This is a genomic window from Deltaproteobacteria bacterium (assembly GCA_019308905.1).
In the GTDB taxonomy this organism is placed as follows: Bacteria; Desulfobacterota; BSN033; order WVXP01; family WVXP01; genus JAFDHF01.
The window spans coordinates 1-21,140 of the sequence record JAFDHF010000072.1 but is presented as its reverse complement, the minus strand read 5'-3'; the positions used below and the strand labels follow the sequence as shown (position 1 = coordinate 21,140).

The following is a 21,140-nucleotide window of genomic DNA, read 5'->3' as shown; positions in this document are numbered from 1 at the left end:
AATGAGAGTAGACTTAGGGTTGGAGACGTTGTAGAAGTGCATGGCGTTAGAGATCTTGAATCCCTCCTCCACGAAATCTGGCCGGCTTTGATGGTCTCTTAATACTGAGCGATGGAGGTGAGCAGAAATGCCCCCACCCTTTGTTCCCAAGAGAGTTGAGGACATCATTTACTATTACTATGCCAAGCTTGTTATCGCACCTTCAGCGGGTTTCGAAAGAAATTATGGCTTTATTATCGACACCTATAAGCGCCTTAAATCAGGTGAGGTTGAAATGTCCCATTATGACCGAGAGATTGAACATGTTGCAAAAGCAGCCGATGAGTGCGCTTTTTGTGGGAGCCGATCGAAAAACTGCCAGCCCGTCCATGTCGTTCCCAGGTCTCTTGGTATTCCTCCGGGCATGCATAATTTGGTGATAGCCTGCGAGAATTGTGCGCAGTCAAAGCAGGATAAAGATCTCATGTATTGGTGGTGTAAGGAACTGGGGAAGCCGCGAGATGATGTGCCGCGAATACCCCTAGGACTTTACCTGAAAATAGCTTACGAGATGAACAGGATAAATTTCAGTTTGAGGAAGAAGTGCAATGGCTTGGCACAGGTTTTTGATCATGTAAAGCGACAAAATAAAACTAAATGATTTCCTGCACGACACCTCAGAACTTAACATGTAACGGAATTTAAAGGCGTTTCCAAAGGGCCGTTCTTGCCATGAGCATCAAATTAACTGCTAGCGATCTCTACAGCTATTTCCAACCTTCACCGTGCCCGAGACGGGTTTATCTTAAGCAGATTGGGAAAGGGGAGGTGCCACCAAGCCCGTATGAGGAGATTTTGATCCGGCTCGGTGAGAAGCATGAAGCATCACATCTTGCAGGCTTTGCGGAATGGGCTGACCTTAGTGAAGGCGATTTAGATGAGCGGGAGCATAGGAGAGCGAGGCTATTTACAAAGGCTTTCCTGTAATGTATCAGGGCGTTCTAAGATCGAGCTATGACTTTAACGGGAGGGAGTGTGAGATTTTAGGCGAGCCGGATTTCCTAATAAAACACCAAGAGGATTATGCAATCAGGGACTCGAAGATATCTCGAAGAATTACTGAACAAGATCATCCTGAGATTCTGAGACAGCTAGGAATTTACGGTTGGCTTTACGAACGGATATTTGGAAAGCCTCCCCATTCCTTACAGGTCCACTCGGGAACAGGTGAGATTCTTGAAGTTTCCTACGATGATGGGGGCGCTGCCCTCCAGATCCTTGAAAAGATATTAAGCCTCAAGACAGCAAACTCTGAAATCTATAGCCCGGTCGGATGGAGCAAGTGCAGTGGCTGCTGCTTCCATGCCCATTGTTGGCAAAGGGCTGAGGCAAACTATGATGTTGCCTTAGTGCCGGGAGTCGATCAAAACTTGGCGGTGGTTCTCAAAGAGGAAGGAATAAGCACAATCGACGATCTCCTCGGAAGGTTTGACGAAGATAGCCTCTCAGAACTTAAACGTCCTTGGAGCAAAGGTGCACGGCGGGTGGGGAAAGATGCTGCCAAAATCATACGGATGGCAAGGGCAATCTCACAGAATAAGGAAATCCTCATACAGCCGCCTCCAATACCCGAATATCCAAATTACGTCATGTTCGATCTTGAAGGCTTACCTCCACAGTTGGATGAGCTCGAAAAGATCTATCTCTGGGGAATGCGAGTCTTTGGAAAAGACCCGAGCGATTTCATGCCAGCAATGGCAGGCTTTGGGGATGAAGGCGATAGGGAAGGCTGGAAAGGATTTCTAAACAACGCTAAGGTGATCTTTGATAAATAGGGGGATATCCCCTTTGTTCACTGGCATCACTATGAGCGGGCCAAAATCGATTTATATTTGAAGCGTCACATGGGCATAGATGGGATAGCAGAAAGGGTTAAAAGAAATCTACTGGATCTTCTGCCAATTACTCAACGCTCCGTTGCGTTGCCCCTTCTAAGTTATGGCTTGAAGGTGCTGGAAGAAATATGTTGGCTTCAAAAGGACCTTGGATGGCGTGGCGGGTGATTGGGCCATGGCTAAGTATATTGAGGCCACTGAAAAGGGGTCTGGCGAACAGCGAGAGGACCCCATGGATCAAATTCTGGCCTATAATCGTGAAGATCTGGAGGCAACCTGGGCAGTTTTGAAGTGGCCGAAGTCGAAAATGCATTGATCGTAAGTAAATCTAAGGGGAACCGACCATGAAGATTTTTCTGACCTCAGATGCACACTTAGGTATGAAGTTTGCCGGGTACCCGAGCGTCCAGGAAAAGCTTGTCGAAGCCAGGTTTGAAGCACTGAAACGGTGTATTGATATTGCTAACGAGCGGGAGTGCGAGCTGTTTGTTGTTGGGGGCGACCTTTTTGACAGGGTTTCAGTGGCAAAGGGCGATATCAAACGTGCGGCAGATATCCTGGGCGACTTTCAGGGCAGATTGGTTGCCGTTCTGCCTGGGAACCATGATTTCATTGCTGACCGGCCGGATGGCCTCTGGGCGATTTTCAAAGGTTTCGCTGATAACCATGTTCTTGTACTGGAATCGAAAAAAATCTATTCACTCAAACCCTATGATTTGGATGCCAACCTATATGCGGCCCCATGTGAGACAAAGCATTCAGGAGAGAATAATATCGGATGGATTCGAGAGGTTGAGAAGGACAAAGATGTTGCCTTTCACATTGGGATAGCGCACGGTAGCCTTGAAGGTCTTTCGCCTGATTTTGACAGGGACTACTATCCAATGACGGAATCCGAGTTATTATCGTGTGGGCTGGATCTCTGGTTAATGGGCCACACGCATATACCTTACCCACCTATACCCGGACCCAAAAGCAAAGTCTATTATCCAGGGACACCGGAGCCGGACGGATTTGACTGTGGCCATGAAGGAAAAGGCCTCTTGATAGAAATAAGCCGGGATAAAGAGATAACAGCCAATTTCCTTAGCACAGGGGCTTACCGATTTTATCGCGAAGAGATCGAGATCAGTTCGTGGAAGGATGCTGAAGAGATCCTGACGAGATATTCCGATCCTGAGCACAGAAATACCCTTTTGAAGCTGAAAGTGAAAGGGAGGCTCCCTGAGGCGGAATATGAAGGACTGCGTGTATTGCGTGAAAAGCTGGGAAAAAACCTGTGCTTCTTCCATTTCGATTCCACAGAAGTCACGATCAAGATCACACCGGATGTCATTGATAGGGAATTCACCGAGGGTTCTTTCCCATACAGGCTATTGAAAGGACTTGCGGAGGCCTTAGATTTTGAAGCATTGCAGGTAGCCTATGAGCTTATCCAGGAGACACGCAGATGATCATCGAAAAGGTAATCATTAAGACCTTTGGAGGACTTTCCAAAAGGGAAATAGATCTCAAAGATGGCATGAACGTCGTCGTGGGACCTAATGAATCGGGAAAGTCCACGATCTACAATGCCATTGAGAATACGCTCTTTACCCCTTCAAAACTCACTCGTACCAAGTTCAGGAAGCAGATGGCCCATTTCATCCCTGTCGGGGGCGGTGACACAATTGAAGTCACCATCCATTTCAAAAGACAGGGCAGTAACTACACGCTGCGGCGGCGGTGGGGCGCTTCGGTTTTGTCTTCGCTGACCCTACCCGATGGGTCGGTGCTGACTGATGATGATGCGATACAGAACGTAGTCCGGGAGTGCCTCCAGGTCCCCGAGGGCACATGTAAGACAGTCATGATGACCTATCAATCCGGTCTTGCAAAAACCGTTGATGACGTTCAAGAAAGCAGAGAAACCATTGAATCTCTTGGTGATTTTCTCAGAAAAACTGTCATGGAGATGGATGGGGTGTCTGTAGATTCGTTTAAAGCTAAGATCGAAAGCTCCTATAGCGATTTTTTTGGGCGGTGGGATATTGACGCCAATTATCCAGAGGGCAATCGAGGTATTGAGAATCCATGGGCGAGAGGCGCAGGCTCCATTACTCATTTGTTCTATGAAAAAGAAAGGGTGAAGAAGGCCCTCGAAACTGCCACCGAATACGAGGAGGAGTTGGACGATCTGAACAAGAGAATATCCGACCATGCTAGCGAAGTAAACGAGGCGGAATCTTACGTCAAGAATAATAAGGCCCTCAAGGAAGACGCGGTCAAACGAAAGCAGATCGAGGCCGAGCTTAAAGGTTTTGCTTTAGAGTACGAGAAACTCGAAACAATCAATAAGGACTGGCCTGTGACAGAATCGAAGATCAATGACATAAACAAAAAAATTCCTGAACTGGAGGAGAAAGAGGCAAAGCTCAATAAAGAGAAGGAAGAGACCGAGACTTATCAAAAGGGCAAAGAGCTCTTGGATAAGTACAACCGGGTAAAGACCAAAAAGCAGGCTGTGGGTGAAGCTCAAGAAAGCCTGGAAAAAGTGATGAAGGTCTCAGACGAAGACCTCAAGCGCATCAGAGCGGCATTCAATATGAAAAGCAAGCTCGAGGTCTCTTTAGCAGCAGGGAAGCTATCAGCCAAATTCACTCCGAAAAAGGATATCGAACTGGAAGTTCAAAAGGGATTAGAGGATAAGTTTCGAACCAAAACAAGGGCAGGAGAGACAGTTGAGTTTCAGGCCGACGGAATGCTGCTATTGTCCCATCTTGAATGGAACCTGGAGGTGACGTCCGGTGAGGTAGAATACGACCAAGTACTGAAAGAATATGAGAAGGTAAAATGGGATATTGAAGAACATCTCCAGAGGTTCAATGTAAAGACCCTTGAGGAGGTTGAAGCGATAAACACGACCTACAAAGCAGAATGCGCAAAGGTAGAAAGTGCGAGATCCAGCCTGGAAGAGGAATTAGGGGACATCACATACAACGAATTGAAAGAGAAGGTGAAGGGGCTCCAGGTCAAAGAGCCTGACAGGGACCTCGGGGCGATTCTTACTGAACTGGCAGACGCAAAAGCAGAAATCAAAGGCCTTAAAGGGGAGCTGGCTGATCTTCAGGAAAAGCACTGGAGATATGCTCAGGAATTTGGTGATCAGCGCAAGTTACTTGAGAGGCTGGCCGAGGTCACGGGATTACGAAAAGATAACGACAAGGCTCTCAGCAAATTGAGACCTTTACCAGCACAGATAGAGAATGTGGATGAATTCATTAGTGAGTATGAGGCGATGGAAGCCGGACTCAAGGAATTGACGAAGGAATATAATGACCTGATTCAAGAAAGAATTCGGCTGGAGGGAAAGGCACCCGACAGATCTGTTGAGGAAATTGAAAGGGATTTGGTGGAGGCAGAGGAAAGGTTTAGCGCAGAACTCAGAAAGGGTATGGCCATAAATAGAATAAGGAAAACCATGGAAGGCTTGCTTGAGGAGATGGATAGCGCCACATATAAACGCCTGGAGAAAGATGTCTCAGAATTGCTGGAAAAGATGACAGGGGGGCGATACAAAGTTGTAGAGATGGAAGAAAGTGTTCCAAGTGGGTTCCACAGGAAAGATGGCGTTGTGATGCCCTATGACATTCTTTCAACAGGTACCAAGGATGTACTCGGTATTGCTCTGAGATTGGCGATAACCAAACAATTCTTACGGGCGAAGGAGGGGTTTGTGATAATGGATGACCCGCTTGTTGACCTTGATCCCGATCGCCAGTCAAAAGCCGCTGATACCATCAGCGATTTCGCCGAGACCAAACAGGTTATTCTATTAACCTGCCACCCTACTCATGCGGAGTTACTGGGAGGTAATCGAGTAGAACTCGAAATCTGATTGGGGGCAGAGATGGGAATAAGACTTCCGGATTCAAAAAACTAATAAAGACGCACTATATAAAGTTACATAGCTGTTTTATCTTCTTTGGTGACCGTCGGCGGAAATTGAATTGGACTTCTTCCCAAATGACCTCCAGATCTTCGAACCAGCAGTTGGTGGTCGCCTCATAGCGCATTTGGCGCCAAACCCTTTCCTGCATGTTTAGAGCAGGCTGATAGGGAGGCAGATACATAAGGCGGAGTTCCCGATGAGATCTGAAGTACTCTTGGATCTGTTCTCCCCGGTGCCATGGCGCTCGATCGACATAGACCCAGATTTTGAAAGCCTTGAGCCGATGGCGCATATGTCTGAGAACATCAAGGAAGCTCTGACGGTCCCCTTCGGCAGTCCGAACGGGCCCCCGTCTTGGCATCCTCCGAGCGGGCCTGAAGGTAGACATGGCTGGCACGGTTCATCCGATAACCCAACCGATACATCCAGTTTTGGGCTTGTCGAACCTTCAGGTTTATCCCAAAGTATTTCTTCAAATGGACAACCAGCGTTGGGCCATCCCACCCAACACGAGACCAACCAAACTCCCGAGGACTCCTCTCCAGATGATCCTCCAGCTCATGCGCAAGCTTCTCGGTAAGCTGTCCAGGACGGCCAGACCGAGGGTTGGGTCGAAGGAACTCGATACCTTCTTGGTTCACCCCATGGACCCATCGACTCAAGCTCATGCGGGTTAGGCCCAGTACTTGAGTTATCCATCCCGGACGCTGGCCCTCCAGTACCAGCAACAGAGCCGCGATCTTCATACCAACCCAGGCTCCCGGGAGTTTCTGGGCAAGGTCTAACAACTGCCCGCGAATCAAATCGGGATGATCGAGCGATAGTCTCTTCATGTGGTAAGTATAGCATAAACTTCACAGCTATGTAACACTATTTAGTACGTGTTCATTAGCACTGTCGAATCCGGGTAATAGCAAGGGCGGAATTACCGAGATCTCCGGGAGGTGAAATGTGATGATCCTAAACCCACTCAAAGGGGTGATATATCACGATCCTCGATGTGGCACGGCTCTGCCGGACATAGAAGCCAGGCTAGGCAGGATCAATGGGTGCAAGTATCTACGCGAGCTAAGAAAAGCAATCCAGAGGGAGTTTGGAATAAGGCCAAGGGAATCAATGGCTGCATAAGCGAGTGATCATGATGGAGAAAACAAGCCGCTATGAAATCTCAAGTCCAAAGGGGATTCGCTAAGCCCCCGTCTGGCATAGACCTTGCATAGCGGAGAAATAGGAGCAATAGGGACATCGGAGGAATAAATGAAACGTTTGTATTATCATAGGTGGATTCAACAGTTTATCATAGATGAATTTTCCTCAGAGGATTCAATGCGGGATTATCTTTTTTCTAATCCAAACTTGATTTTCGCACACGACGATTTTGTTATTCCAATTGTCGAAGAGAAATACCTACCGGAAAGTACATTGGATAAGAACTTTGGAAGAGCAGACATAGTTCTTTGTCGAATAGAAAAGGAAACCGGGCACACAATTAGTACTTCTGATAGACCTGACGTCTCGAACGTAGAAGCATGGATCATTGAACTGAAGAAGGACGAGGCAAGCTATGCAAATGGATTCAAGCAACTATTCGACTATATGACGTCAATTAGAATGAATAGTCACATTCAAGAAGAGATGATAAATGACATAAGAACAAGAATTGAAGGAGAATTCCGTATAGACAATTTACAACTAAAAGATGGCCTCGTTGCTATCTGTGGCGCTCTTGTTGCTCCTTCCTTTGATTTGATCGGGAGGACTAGAGAAACTATCAAGAACTACGGGAAAGACTGGGAAATTCTGGAAAAAAACCTAAGAAAAGCAGGTACATTTGACAATGGCTTCACATTGTTTGATGCGGTGCATGCCACTCACAAATTATTCTCACAAGTATGTCTTATCAAATTGATAAGGTTCCGGAGAGGGGACGAAGTAATTGTATATTCAGAAAACGCCTTGGGGAGTAAAGCCGCAGCACATATATCAAGAGTGGATCCGGTAGACCTTTTTTTGAAAGGTTTGATCAGCGAAGACGACATTTTTTATTTCAGAGATGAGAAGAATAGATCTCACCGGGAAGTTAGGTGTAAAGTCTTGAGAAAAAGAGGTCGAAGCCATTCATTTATTGTAAGGATCGAGTCGCTTAAGGATGATAAGGAACTAGATATGCCAAAATGGACTAACGAAAAATATGTATTTGAAACTACGAAACTTCCAATTGAAAATACCACTAAGAATTGCAGCATAGCCCTTCATAAGCGGTATAAAGTGTATGACGATAAGGAGTTATATCTCTATTATTGGAACTTCGGTGATAAAGATTTCGTGAGGGAGCGGGACGGCAAGAGTATCGCCGAATTAAGAGAGGAAGTAAGGTCGAGTGGTGCCTAGGTCGGCAAGGGGTCATGTCTACTCTTGACTCTTATTGCGGGGTGTTTTGTAAGTACAGACAGTTAAGCTGCGTTGGCGAAGGCAGGTACCGAGGATATTCTCCTGCACTTCCAGGTTTCGGGGAATGAAGTTGCTGTCAGATCTTGAATTCTCAACAACGATTGACGTAGGCGCTCTGACGATCCTTTTCGGCACATCCATTGCTAGCCCCATGTGAAGACCACCCGTCGGCCGGCTCGAAATTGCAGAAACTGATCACTTGTTCTTAAACGAGTTACACTAATTCAACCTATTCAACCGTTTGCAAGGGCACAGGTTTGTCGATTGATCAACTTAAGTATTAGACCAGTTGGCCGGGTGTAAAGACCACAGCGGGAAGGACTCATCAGCCTCTATCTAACCAATTGAACCAATTCAAACAATTGAAACCGCCACAGAGAGATACGTTCCTCACTTGACCCAATCGACCGTTTAGTGAGGTGACGAAGTCGTGGCTCAAATGTATCCATTGGACATCGAATGCCTTCCTGAAGCCACAGAGGGCGAAAAGAAGGTATTCAGATTCATCAAAGCAGGGGCCCGTCCTGATGAGGGCTTTATTTGCTGGTACGAGCCGAACATCGACGGCCACCGGCCCGACTTCGTGCTCTTTGGAAAGGAGTTCGGACTCCTTGTGCTCGAAGTCAAGGACTGGGAAGCCTGGCAAATCCGTCGTGGCGATGCCCATTTTTTCACGGTCTGTTTTTCAGGGCAGGACCACCAAGAGACCAACCCAGAAAAGCAGGCCAAGAGATATGCAGATCGGCTGATGCAACTTCTGAGACGGGTTCCCTCCCTCCGAGAGCGAGACGGCAAGCATCAGGGGAAGCTGAAGGTCCCGGTCGCTCGGGCTGTGGTCTTTACAAACATATCGGAGGAGGAATACACCCGATGCAGCTTTCAACGCCTGATCCCCCGGGACAAGGTCCTTCTAAAAGACGACCTTGACCCATGCAGCGAGATCTCGTGCGATCCCTCGGGAGGCGCATTTCGGAAGCGCATCGGGCCCATGTTCCCCTTCCCCTTCCAGGGCTCCACCAATCCGGAGCTCGATCGGATCAAGGAGACCGTCTGGCCCGAGATCTCGCTGAACCTTCCCCCAAGGGACGGTTCCGGTAGAACCCGTTTTCAGACCGAGGTGAGACGGCTCGATCAGAACCAGGCCCGTATCGCCCTCAAACTCAAACGGGGCCACCAGATCATTAAGGGCCCACCTGGAAGTGGTAAGACCCTCGTCCTGGTTCACCGGTGCTGCCGCTTGAGGAAACACGATCCAAGGGTCAAACGGGTCCTTTTTGTCTGTTACAACATCGCCCTGGTGAGTTACATCAAGCGCCTCATCATGGAAAACGGTGTCGGCCTTGGCGATGGAGTTGAGGTGTGTCATTTCTATGACCTTTGTTCCAGAATCCTTGACGAGAAAATAGACTATGACAGGAAAGACTCACGGTACTACCAGGACTGCATCGACCTCGCTCTTGACGCGGTGGGAAGCGGTCAGTCTCACGTCGAGCCCTTTGACGCGGTTCTTGTCGATGAGGGTCAGGATCTCAGCGATCAGATGGTTAGGGCGGTTCTGGGCCTCCTCAAACCCGGTGGGGATCTTGTCATTGCCTTGGACCCCTACCAGGATATCTACAAGAGAAAATCGAGTTGGAAGGCCCTCGGAATCCAGGCCAAAGGCCACACTCGCTACCTGAAAAAGGTCTACCGGAGCACACGGGAGATCTTCGAGTTCACCCAGCGGTTTATTGGACAGGATCCCGCGGCCTTCCAGCAGGCCTCCCTTCCATTTGAATCGGCCATGCACGGCCCAGAACCGGAACTCATACGGCTTCCAGGTCACAAAGAATTAGAGGATCTTCTCGTCAGAGACGTTTACAGTCAGATCAAGAAGGGCGAATTCAAACGATCAGAGATAGCCATCATCTACGATGACAAAGCCTACGGCCCGGGGGGGTTTCAATACGACCCGAGGCATTCCCCCAGGGAACTAGTCGCAAAACTTGAAGGGGCCGGCATCCCGACCAAGTGGCCCTCCCGGGATATACACGCGAAGGAGGAGTTTGACATTACCACCGACAGGGTCACCGTGATCTCGATCCACAGCGCTAAAGGCATCGATTTTGACCTTGTCTATCTGGTGGGTATGGACGGTCTGAACGTGTCAGACGCAACCAGAGGCCAGATCATCAAGACCGTGTACGTCGCCATGACAAGAGCCAAATACCGCCTGGTCATCCCATATGTTCATGAAAACGAATTGATAGATCGAATCAAATGCGGAGGGAAAAATTTCCCAGGCATGAGACGACTGAAGCGGCAAGAGACCGGATGAGAGGTGAATGAAATGAGTATACCTCCTCTGTCCAAATCCAAGTTTATCGCAGGCATCCAGTGCCCCCTCCGGCTATGGTACTCGGTCTATGCACCAGAGCTTGCCTCCGAGCCGACCCCAGCCAAGCAAGCACGATTGGATAACGGTCGAAAGGTGGGCGCACTTGCCAGAGGTCTCTTTCCTCGAGGGGTCTTGGTTGAGGAAGATCATCTTCACCACGAAGAGGCGATTCGTTCTACGCAAGCTTTTCTCAAATCGGCCAGTGTCCCTGCGATCTATGAGGGGGCGTTTACGTTCAACCACGTCAAAATCCGCACTGATATTCTTGAAAGGGTGAGAGATGGATCATGGAATCTCATGGAGGTCAAGTCCGCCACCCAGGTAAAGGAGGATCATCGATACGATGTGGCGATTCAATACTACGTCCTGAACGGTTTCGGGTTTGATCTGAAAAGCGCAGGAGTCCTCCATCTGAACAAGGAATACGTCTATGACGGTGAGGAGCTTGATCTCGGGGCTCTGTTTCGGTTCGAAGATCTAAAGGGGCAAGTGGCCCGAATCCAGGAGGAGGTCGAGGCGAAACTGCAGGACCTGAAAACGATGCTTGGAAGCGGCTCGCCTCCCGTCACCAATCCCTCGAGACACTGCTCCGAACCATATGACTGCGAGTTCTATGAGCACTGCCGAAAGAAGATGCCGGATCACTGGGTACTCCAACTGTCGGGAATAGGGAAGGATAAACTCTCTCAACTGGCAGAAATGGGGATTCATGACATCCGGGATGTTCCAGATTCCTTTCCCCTTTCTCCAGTTCAACTGCGGATCAAGCGTTGTGTTGTTAGAGGCAGAGAATACATCGGACCTATGCTCAAGACCGCTCTCAGTGAGCGTGAGTATCCTATCCATTTCCTGGATTTTGAGACCATCAGTCCTCCGATCCCTCGATATGGGAACACTCGTCCTCATCAAAAGATCCCTTTCCAGTGGTCGGACCATATCCTCTCAGGAGGTGGCAGTCTGGACCACAGGGAGTATCTCTCCGTGGAAGACAGCGATACAAGGGAGGAATTAGCCTCTAGCCTCTTGGAAGCGCTCGGTGACCGGGGTGACATTTGCACTTACACAACCTATGAGAAGCGGGTGATTGCCGGGCTTGCCAATCACTTACCGAAGTACCGGAATCATCTCCTCACCCTCCTCGACAGATGCTGGGACCTCTGGGGCACCATAAGAAAAGGTTATTACCATCCTGACTTCCACGGATCTTTTTCTCTGAAAACCGTTCTTCCTGCCGTTGTGCCCTCCATGTCTTACGAGGTGCTGGCTGTTCAGGATGGGGAATATGCCGGAGTGGAGTATCTCCGAATGATCGACGGCGAGACCCGATTTGAAGAGAAGGAGATGATCCGAAAAAATCTTCTTCAATACTGTGGGCACGACACCATTGGTATGTTGAAAATCCGAGAGGAGCTTCTCAAGCGTTGTGGTGCCTAGGCGAGAAGGCGTGGTCTCAAAGAGAAGCTCGCCGCGCGCCCAAGGGGGGGCAAAAACTGTGGTTTTGGATCGGGTTACTGCAACGTCTGGTATTCAAGGTGCTCCTTTTCCCTCAATCTTTCTCAAGGGCCATGTTGGCCGGGCGTTTGAGGGGCGAGGCAGCGGAAAAGGAAAATGTCCGTTTGGATTGACATCGAAAGAGGGCGGCGGTTCGCAAAACTCCTCTAAGATTCCTTCTCGGGTAGAGGCATTTTCAGGAGAATCGAGATGCTAGAAGACAAAACGCCAAGGATGACTTGATATCCCGGGGTATTTTGGAGGAAAGAGCGGCGATTCTTCATCAGGCGTTGAGAAATACGAGAAAATCCTAGATGAAAACAGACTTCTGACCTTCGGGCGGATAGTCAGCCTTGCAATCGAAAGACTGGAGTCAAATCCAGAATCGTTACCCGGTGTAAGGCACCTCATTGTTGACGAGTACCAAGACATCAATCGAGCCCAAGAGCACTTCATTAGTTAGTGCCCGTCCGGAAAGCCCCGTTTTTCGCGGATTTGAGCGGGCGAAGTGTTTAGCAGCCACTGGAAATTAGCCAATTGGCTGGTGATAATGAACTATCTACCAATCAAACGGTGTCCCTTCGAGGGGTTGGCTCGATTTCGGGCACAGCTCGACTCTCAGAGTTGTGGTGATACTGATTCAGCGACCTTAGGCCGTGGCCATCTTCAACCGACCCAAAACATGCAAATTGTACGATACCACTGCATCCAGGACAGAAAGCCCTCTTGTCTTGGAGAACATCACGTCTTTGATCCCCTCGGCCTTGGCCCACCGGAGATTGTCCACCGAGGCAAATCCCTCATCGGACGCCACCTGACGGGGAACTCGCCCGCAAAGACCCTGTTCACGTCCGATCAGTTCAGAAAAAAGACTCGAGTCTCTGGGATTTCCTCGAACCACCCGACAGTCAAGGATCAACCCCGAACGGCCGCCTGTCAGATAGACCTTATGACCGTAACACGGCTCACACCCCCCCCTTTTTCGATGATGTCGGCATGGACTTCAAAAAACGAAACCACCTTCTCAGAGGCTGGAACCTTCTCCCCCAGAATCACCCGACCCTCGGTCTGGTCGATCACTCGCCCAAAGATCATCAGCGCCCGCTCCAGCTTCTCCATCAATACCTTGGCCCGGCGCGCGGGATACGGAATTATCATTGCCAAAGAGCCAGATCAACTCCAGAAACAGGTCGGTGACTGGAACGAATATGAGGGAAACAAGCTTATCACCAGCCTCCCCTATACCGAGAGCGCAATCAACTGGGCCAGGCCCCGAATAAGGATGGCTGACAAGACGGGTGAGGGCACAGACGTGGAAAATTTCCGTGCATACATTGAAAAAATCGAAGCCGCCCTCAAGAATCTGAGAACGGTCCGGCATGAGTGTACGAGCATCGGAAGATCAAAGAACAGAATCGAAAAACTCATCCAGTCAATGGAGACAGGGATCAAAGAGTCCGTTAAAGGAGTCCTTGCGGAACTGTTGCGAGGGGCCAAGAGCTCCAAATCGCGAACTAGGCGGTCCGCCGGCTCCGAGAAACTCGATTCTCACGGCTCCAAAGTAGACCGAGTTGGAGTCAAAGAAGATCAGATCGAGGCCGTTTTTTTCGGGGTCTAATCCCGTGACCAGGACCAACTGGTCTAGTTGTTCTTTTTCGAGGTAATCTCCGCTCGCTTCCATTCCAGGTACTTTCGAGTGGCCTTGGTCACACTATATTCCAAACCGGTGGCGATTGTGCCCAATGCGGTTCCTTTCCTGAACCGAGGTTCAAGGGCGAGTTTGCAAGGTGGGTTATATCCCTCCTGGTTATCCAAAAAGGCATTCCCGGTGTTTGGATTTCTTCCTGACCAGACAGATGGCCCTCTCAAGGAGCTTGGCATTCAAGGGCCCACGGGGATCCACGGCAGCCATGAGTAAGCATGCTCGATGGACCGCAGCCTGGATCTCCTCCAGGGAAAGGTCATAGTCCTGGGCCAGCTTCTCCACATCCACGTCCTTTGCGAGGGGAAGCGAGCCGTTTAAGACCCTTCTCCAGCAATCCATTCGCAAATTCTGTGCTGGTCTTTCAAAGGAAATCTGCTCGTGAAAGACGTCGGCCCAACCGGGAAGCCGCATCCACTCAACCCGGCTGACGACCACGGCTATTCCGTCGTAACGGGCCAGGCTCTCAAAGAGTTCCCACACGGCCCCATCATACAGACCCTCCAGGTGTTCCAGAATGCCCCTGCTGTCGATAAAGACCAAAAGGTGGCCCGTTCCAGAAAAGGCGGAAAACAGCTCTACAACCTTCGATTTATTGGGCTCATCATCCTCGTCGAGGATGCGATGGAGCATTACTCGGTTTATGGAGACACCCAGTTCCCCGGCCATGGCCTCGACTGCCTGAAGGGATGGGTCGAGGGAGGCACCGTGAAAGAGCACCTTTATCCCCTTCGCGGGATTTGATACGAGCCTTTCATTCCAGGACCACTTCCCCATCATCCTCTGATAGTTCCGGGCCATGCTGACCAGGCGCCTGAGGGCTTCCCTCGCAGTCTCCGAAATGAGAGCATCGTCCAGGCCGATTTTCGGAGTGACGATTTCTCGGTAGCGACAAGCTCCTCCAACGTGACGCTCCTGGAACTTTGCTGCCTTTTCCAGGTCCTCCTGCTGTAAGATAAACTCCTTGCCAGCGCTTCGCGAAAGAGCCAAATTGATGGCCGCAAGCACTGCATTCTTTATGTATCCTCCGGCAAAGGGGTATGTACGAGCGAGCTGCTCCACGTCTACATCACCGGCTAGGGGGACGTCCTTGGGGATATGGACTTGCCAGATTCTCCTGCGCTCGCCAGCATCCGGCATCTGAAACGGCATCTTTAGGGTGAATCGGCGGTCCAATGCGGGTGCCAGCTTCTCGGGCCGATTGGTGGCCATGATGACGATGGCATCCGTCCGCTCGAGCTCAATCAGGAGTTGCCCGAGTTCTTCAGTGTCTTTCATGCAGAACCGCTCGCATTCGTCGATGAAAACGATGCCCTTGCGGAGTTGGGCCTCACGGAAGAGCTTGGGCACGTTTTCTGCAAAGCCGCTGTGGTGCGCCCCGTTTCCGTATCCGCTCCGCTTGTTGAAGGAAACCAAAGGTCGGCCGGTGTGATTCGAGAGCGCCCGCGCCAAGAGCGTCTTTCCCGTCCCCGGCGGACCATACTCCAGGACTACGATGGCCCGCCCGTAGCTGATGGTTTCGTCCAATCGAAGCTCGCGTCTCTTCTGCACGTAAGCATCGTGGTTTTCAATGAGTGCAAGCACCCGACCGATGTCCTCCTGAGGCAGAACAACCTGGGAGAGTGATGTCTCTGGACACTCCACGTGGAAGGGGCTGTCAACCACGTATGTGTTATTGTCCTCGGTAATCCAGCCAATCACCCGCTGCGGTAATTCCAGCTCCACTTCAAGGATGGTGGCGCAGTCCTCGACGTCTCTTCCCAGCTTGACCAGGTGGTAGCGGAGCAGCGGGGCATCCACGCTGAAGTACTTGCGGGCCTCGAGCTGGTCCCGCAGGGACCCGGGGCAGAGAATCTGGAGCAGATTGCCGATGTACAGTTCCGGGTTGGTCTCGTGGCCGACCGTGTTGATGGCTGAGTCCTCGTACTTTTGCCGGAAGTCTGGGGAAACCGCCTTGAAAAACAGCAACCACACGACGCTCTGTTCGAAGCGACTCAACCGGCACTGCTCGACTAGGTCTTCAAAAGGGAACCGGACGCTCGCGGGTAGTGCGAGCCTCTGCTCGTTCACTAGCCTGATGGCCTCGTAGCGCTTTACCGTTTCCTCTAGGAGCTCCTTCAGTTCTGAGACCTTACACCCCCGATCCAGTTCTCCCGCCATATTCAGGTGCGTTCCAGCCCCTGCTTTTCCCGAAAAGCTGTTTGGGGTGAGATGCTGGGTCTCCGCGACCTCGATGGACCTGCGAAGCGAAGCGCACTCGACGAGAAGGGTCATCTCAACCCTCTTGGCTTCCAGATACTCTGCATTGTCCGAAAATGGCCTATCTAGCGGGGCAACTTCTACCGGTATGTTTGTCGGTTTTTGAAGGCTTCCCATTTTTCCCCACCTCTCGCTTGCGCCGGGTGCGACATTTTCTGGTCGTACTGTATTTTGTCGGCGATGCCCATCTCCACGGCTTCCTGGGGCGTGAGCCAAGTGTCCACGTCCCTGAGGAGTTTTGTTAACACCTCTTGCTCGCTTTTGAGCCCCGTATGCCGGATGTAGTGGTCCAACAACCTCCGGTGCATCAGGTCCTCTTCCTTTCGCTTGGCGACCAGCTCCGAGTGGTTGCCGTAACTAAAGGCGGCGAACCGGTGTGACAGGACCGAAGTTCTAGGCGTTACCACCCGGTGGCCCTTTTCGCCGGCCATGAAGACGGCCAGTGCCATCGACGCAATGATGCCAACGCCTGTAGCATAAACGGGGAGCCTGGACCACTCCATCATATCGATGATGGCGAATCCGGCCGAGCAAAGCCCCCCGTGAGAGTTGATGATGAGCTGGATGAAATCGCAGCTCCGGGTTATGTTCATCTCGATTATCTTCTCGCATACCGATTGCGCCGTACCATCAGCGATATCACCGGATATGAAGATGATGCCGTAATCATCGAGCCCTTTCTTTTCGGCTACGTCTTTCTTCATCATGGGTACCGACCTTTCTGTGTTGGATTCGCGGTGCTCTCAGGCACATTTTCACTCCATCTATACTATGGCCTGTGGGTCTGTCAGATCTGCTGAGAGAAGTTCATGAGCCCACCCCTCCGGGGTCCTGCCTTATCCCTGCGCTCCTAAGCTCTCGTAGTGACACTCTCGGAATTCGCAAGTGGGGAATCTTTAGCCCTTGCCTTCGGCTGCGCTCAGGACGGCGCCCGCTCACCCTCGATAGGTACCCCGCCGCTTCCGCAACGCCGATCAGGGATAAGGGCGTTTTTCGAAAGTGAGAAAACTCCTGAGAACTTACTTTTTGAAATCGCTGGTATTATAGAAACTCGGAGGGAAAATCTTAAGGAAGATTTCAAAAACTTTTTCCGGCGAGAAAGAAGCGTTCTAATCTCAACATGTTACATTATTGAATTTTTCACCTTCAGCAGCGTTTGAAAAGCTCCTCCCAGATTTTCACCATGGCGTTGGTATGCTGTCGGCAGCACTCCAGGAGGGCCCTCCGGATTCTCTCTTTCTCATCGCTCGGTGTTTCCGGGTCGATCATTTTGAGGTTTCCATGCAGGCCATAATTCCCTCCTAGACTTGTCCGCATTGTGAGGAGTCAATATCCGGGGTCACCCATTAAGAGGCCCCTGTCAAGAGTAAAGACTTCTCCTGTGTAAGAGGATTGTTTCTTCTTACAGGGTTTAACGGCTGAGTCAACAACACCTCTACCTTTGCCGGAGTTTCCTCAGGTTTTTCGGTGCCAGCTTTCCTGCGCCAGTCACCCATCAGGATTAAGGTCTTGTCGGGCAAACCCGTCTTTCGACTCGACCCTTTCCGCTTGGAGCGGACCAGAAAATCTTCGGTTCCAGGCCGTGTCCAATTCGTTTTTTCCAAGTCTAATGGTTTCGAGCCAACCCCATTGCAGGTTCACCGTTGCGGCCACGTCCTTATCCAAACAACTTTTCGGGCTTGAACACAACTCGATCCCTCATGATGAACTGTGCTGCCCTGGCCTGCGGATCATAGCGCCTGGCCAACTCAGAAGCCTCAGAAAGAGCCCAGGCCAGATAGCGGTTTCCGTTCTTCTTGTTCCCCTTGCCCTTTTTTTTGCCATTGCTCGTCCATTTGGTCGAAACCTTTCTTGAGTGTCGAGGAAACCGGGTCGACTCCAGATTCACCGGGCGTTGGCGTGCCGGTTCGACGATCTGCGGACCATCGAAAGCGCGCCGCGAATGCCGCGCTCTCGCACCTCCTGAAACCGAGTCACAGCGCTTCGGATTGAGAGATGTATTGCTTGATCCATCGTTTGAAGAAGGGATCCACGATTTCGTACCGGCCTTCCTCTTTGTCGACGAGGTCTTTCTCGATAAGGCTCTTCAGGGCCCTCACCAGGACCGACGGTTGGGATATGTTGAATTTCCTGAGGGCCTCAGCCCGAAAGGGATTCTCTCCTCGGGCGCTCGTCGCGAGGATGACCAGAGCCTGTCTCTGGCGCTGTGTCAGGAGGTCCCAGGTGTTCATGTATGCGGTGGCTTCACGCTGCAAGAGAAACTCGACAGCGAGAGGGACATCTTGCGGCCGGATCGGTTGCCTCTCCAGGGTGTCGTAGAGAACATGGCAGAGGTACTGGATGTAGTAGGGATGACACTCGGTCGTCTCGACGATCTCCTCAACGGCACGGTCTTCGAGGGTTACCTTTACGGTGGCGAATTTCTCCCGGATGATCCTTCGGACCTCGTCGGCCGGCATTCTGCCAAGGGGAAAGATCTTGCCGATTCGGTAGAAGGGTCGGTTCGGGTTGGAGAAGAGATCGGAGAGAAGGTGCTTCTTACTGCCCACGAATACATAGGAGACCTGCCCATGCATCTGGATGGCACTCCGGAGGCGTTTCTCGGTCTTGTCACCATCGGTTTCGATAATCTGTTGGAACTCGTCGAAAACCACCACTCCGTTCCTCCCTTTCCTGACCAGATATCGATCGAGAGCGGAGATCACCTCCTCAAAGGATTCCGCTTCCTGGCTCCTGTCAAACCCCACGCTCCATTGGGGATTGCCGGCCGGGTCCACTCCCATGGTCAGGTGAAGCCGCGAGAAGAGCTCCCGCATCAGCTTTCTCGCCTTCTCATAGGGGCCGAGAGCCCTGGCTATAGCCCGGCCATACTCTTCGATGAGCTCCCCCAGGGTGGAAACCGGGTATAGATCGACATAGACAGAAACCAGACCCTCCTTTGCCGCTTCCTCGAGAACCTTCAGGACCAGCGAGGTCTTGCCGAGGCGGCGCTGGGAAAAAACGATGACATGTTGATGGGAGCGGATGTCTCCCAGGAGCTCCCGGATTTCGCCTTCGCGATCCCAGAAGTTCTCTCCTGAGACCTTCCCCCCATAATGAAAAGGGTTTTTGAGGGGTTCCATGGCCTCTCCTTTAACACGTTGGAATTAACATGATGTTAATAACAATATGTTATTCCGAAGGGAAGGTAAAGGCCTTTTTCGGTCAAGTCCCATCTTTGCTGGAATACCTGGGGGTCAGGTCTTGCATTATCGGGTTTTCAGGAATCCCCTGGCCCTAGCTCTGGGGTCAAACCTTTTCTTGACAATTTCTATCCAGTTATTCCGTGAATTGAATCGGTTAGAGTCGATCTCCGGTTGATAATTCGGGAAAACACACGTCTCCAGCTGGGATGGAAGTGGAGCTGACCGATAGGGGGGTACACTCGGACCCAAGAATCGCGATTTTCTTGGTCTGACATCCCAGAGGTTCTCGTACTGGCGGCCAGAGATTCGAGCAAGGCTTCCAGATCGAACACACAGGATCCCCTTTGTTGCGCCTATTTGCCCTGTTGGGACCCCGGACTCGGCTCATTTCTCCCTTGGCACGAGACGGCTGCCCGATATAATGGCCGCGGGTTCTTGGGGTTGCCGGTTGGGGTTTTTGAGCCCATGAGAAGAACGACCTGCAGGTATGACGAGGACTACGGGATCTGGACGGGCAGGGAGATTTCGATTGTGCTTCTTCCGCACATCTGTCATTGGCGGAAAGTCAAACAGGACGACTATCTCTATGACGGCTTCTCAAGGCTTGTAGTAGAGACCCGCTCTCCTGACACGGGCAAGACGCGCCACCTCCAGGCGTTGGGGGAGCTTTCCTCGCAGGGCCGCAGCTTCAGCGCATATTACTTCAGGACCGGCGATCGATATGAAGTGGATCTCGTCGTTGGCTTCGGGAAAGAGCTCTGGGCGGCCAAGGTCAAGCTGACCTCGTCTTCGTCGACCGACGACGTATCACGCCTGAACAATGCTGCCGACATCATCAAGGCCTCACGGCGCTTTCTGGTATCCCAGACCAAGAAACCGGCCGGGAACGGGCGGTGCCTCTCCTGTGACCTCCCAACCTTTGTTGAGCATTTGGGGGTAGCCGGGATGTAAGCCCTCCAAACTACCAAATACCAAACATCGCACCGCCGACTAAATGTCCCGGTTACAGGCTGTCTGTAAGCGTTTTTCCGACGAGCCGGCTTGTTGTAACTATTATTTCAGCCATATATCAGTTTTTCTGGCCGCACGAGAGGTGATAACAGAACCGCTTGCTTGTAATTATTTTTCTTGACATCTGCCTGATTGTAACTATAATTCTGTTTTGATAACCATCTTTCACGTGATAGCTTGATGTTCACATGGTTTGTATGCGGTGCCTGAGCGATAGATGGAGCGGATGAGATGGCCGAAAACACCCCAGATCAGGGTGCGCTGAGAAAAGCCGGATATGCTCCGCTCATTGAACAATACGAGCTCAACGTCATTCCGAACTGGCACACCTCCTGGGTGGCGACTGGAGGAATGCATAGGATCACGTCGAGAGAAGGCGTGGTTGAGGAGATTTATCCTTCCAGATACTGGCCCGGTGATACGTTAGGGGACCACCTCGAATTCGCCGTCAAGTACGACGGCATAAACCTCGGCATCCTTGCCAGTTTGTTTCAGAAGATTGAACAGGAAGAGTTCCTGGATTATGTCCGGTCCAAGCCTACGGGGAAATACGCCCGACGGCTATGGTTTCTATACGAGTTTCTCACAGGGAGGCGCCTTCCGCTTGAAGATTTAGACCAGGGCAACTATGTCGACCTGCTTGACCCTGAGCGATACTACGCCGTGGTCCATGCCCGCCGCGTCCGCCGCCAGCGGATCAACGACAATCTGCTGGGAGGAAGTCGCTTTTGTCCAATAGTGCGCCGCACCGATACCCTCAGACACTTCGAAGAAGCCGATCTCCCCGAACGTTGCCGGAAGGTTGTCTCCGGTTACCCCCTGGGGTTATTGAAACGAGCCGTGAGTTATCTCTACACCA

17 protein-coding genes and 1 pseudogene are annotated in these 21,140 nt (G+C 51.1%); 11 read left to right on the top strand and 7 right to left on the bottom strand.

All coding sequences use genetic code 11. The annotated features are described in order from the left end of the window. Positions 1-127 precede the first annotated feature (127 nt). From JRJ26_17855 to JRJ26_17835, 5 genes and pseudogenes are all read left to right on the top strand, one after another. The gene (locus JRJ26_17855) at positions 128-640 is read left to right on the top strand and encodes a hypothetical protein (protein ID MBW2059356.1); all 513 of its coding nucleotides are present in this window, start codon (positions 128-130) and stop codon (positions 638-640) included. 325 nt (positions 641-965) lie between these two features. Further along, entirely contained in the window at positions 966-1,814 is an 849-nt protein-coding gene (locus JRJ26_17850; protein MBW2059355.1) for a hypothetical protein, read from the top strand. A gap of 184 nt (positions 1,815-1,998) precedes the next feature. Beyond that, a pseudogene (locus JRJ26_17845) lies at positions 1,999-2,190 on the top strand (ribonuclease H-like domain-containing protein). 28 nt (positions 2,191-2,218) lie between these two features. Further along, positions 2,219-3,328, top strand: coding sequence for a DNA repair exonuclease (locus JRJ26_17840; protein ID MBW2059354.1), 1,110 nt, complete (start codon positions 2,219-2,221; stop codon positions 3,326-3,328). Continuing rightward, complete coding sequence (locus JRJ26_17835; GenBank protein MBW2059353.1) at positions 3,325-5,751, top strand: AAA family ATPase; 2,427 nt, start codon at positions 3,325-3,327, stop codon at positions 5,749-5,751. The genes JRJ26_17840 and JRJ26_17835 overlap by 4 nt, the downstream gene beginning before the upstream one ends. 55 nt (positions 5,752-5,806) lie before the next feature. Here the strand turns inward: JRJ26_17835 and JRJ26_17830 are convergent, their stop codons facing one another. Both JRJ26_17830 and JRJ26_17825 read right to left on the bottom strand, forming a co-directional pair. Then, on the bottom strand, positions 5,807-6,097 hold the full coding sequence (locus JRJ26_17830) for a transposase (GenBank protein ID MBW2059352.1): 291 nt from the start codon (positions 6,095-6,097) through the stop codon (positions 5,807-5,809). Positions 6,098-6,110: 13 nt separating this feature from the next. Next, positions 6,111-6,551 (bottom strand): helix-turn-helix domain containing protein, encoded by a 441-nt coding sequence (locus tag JRJ26_17825; GenBank protein MBW2059351.1) that lies wholly within the window; start codon positions 6,549-6,551, stop codon positions 6,111-6,113. Positions 6,552-7,062: 511 nt separating this feature from the next. On the opposite strand from JRJ26_17825, the gene JRJ26_17820 reads away from it, so the two are divergent. The 4 genes from JRJ26_17820 to JRJ26_17805 all read left to right on the top strand — a co-directional run bounded on the left by JRJ26_17820 (position 7,063) and on the right by JRJ26_17805 (position 12,587). Then, the gene (locus JRJ26_17820) at positions 7,063-8,196 is read left to right on the top strand and encodes a hypothetical protein (protein MBW2059350.1); all 1,134 of its coding nucleotides are present in this window, start codon (positions 7,063-7,065) and stop codon (positions 8,194-8,196) included. 490 nt (positions 8,197-8,686) lie between these two features. Then, positions 8,687-10,573, top strand: a complete 1,887-nt coding sequence (locus JRJ26_17815; protein ID MBW2059349.1) for an NERD domain-containing protein — start codon at positions 8,687-8,689, stop codon at positions 10,571-10,573. A 12-nt stretch (positions 10,574-10,585) separates the two neighbouring features. Then, on the top strand, positions 10,586-12,067 hold the full coding sequence (locus JRJ26_17810) for a DUF2779 domain-containing protein (protein ID MBW2059348.1): 1,482 nt from the start codon (positions 10,586-10,588) through the stop codon (positions 12,065-12,067). A 301-nt stretch (positions 12,068-12,368) separates the two neighbouring features. Continuing rightward, entirely contained in the window at positions 12,369-12,587 is a 219-nt protein-coding gene (locus tag JRJ26_17805; GenBank protein ID MBW2059347.1) for a UvrD-helicase domain-containing protein, read from the top strand. A 186-nt stretch (positions 12,588-12,773) separates the two neighbouring features. Here the strand turns inward: JRJ26_17805 and JRJ26_17800 are convergent, their stop codons facing one another. From JRJ26_17800 to JRJ26_17780, 5 genes are all read right to left on the bottom strand, one after another. Continuing rightward, entirely contained in the window at positions 12,774-12,938 is a 165-nt protein-coding gene (locus JRJ26_17800; protein MBW2059346.1) for a hypothetical protein, read from the bottom strand. 122 nt (positions 12,939-13,060) lie between these two features. Beyond that, positions 13,061-13,288, bottom strand: coding sequence for a hypothetical protein (locus JRJ26_17795; GenBank protein MBW2059345.1), 228 nt, complete (start codon positions 13,286-13,288; stop codon positions 13,061-13,063). A gap of 643 nt (positions 13,289-13,931) precedes the next feature. Then, positions 13,932-16,100: an ATP-binding protein gene (locus JRJ26_17790; GenBank protein ID MBW2059344.1), complete on the bottom strand. Its 2,169-nt coding sequence runs from the start codon at positions 16,098-16,100 to the stop codon at positions 13,932-13,934. Positions 16,101-16,165: 65 nt separating this feature from the next. Further along, positions 16,166-16,792, bottom strand: coding sequence for an ATP-dependent Clp protease proteolytic subunit (locus JRJ26_17785; protein ID MBW2059343.1), 627 nt, complete (start codon positions 16,790-16,792; stop codon positions 16,166-16,168). Between the two features lie 1,266 nt (positions 16,793-18,058). Next, entirely contained in the window at positions 18,059-19,207 is a 1,149-nt protein-coding gene (locus tag JRJ26_17780) for an ATP-binding protein (protein MBW2059342.1), read from the bottom strand. A gap of 528 nt (positions 19,208-19,735) precedes the next feature. Between JRJ26_17780 and JRJ26_17775 the strand changes: the two genes are divergently transcribed. After that, positions 19,736-20,221 carry a hypothetical protein gene (locus tag JRJ26_17775; GenBank protein MBW2059341.1) on the top strand — a complete coding sequence of 162 codons (486 nt, stop codon included), beginning with the start codon at positions 19,736-19,738 and terminating at the stop codon, positions 20,219-20,221. 291 nt (positions 20,222-20,512) lie between these two features. Continuing rightward, a partial coding sequence (locus JRJ26_17770) for a cell filamentation protein Fic (GenBank protein MBW2059340.1) occupies positions 20,513-21,140 on the top strand: 628 nt, incomplete at its 3' end.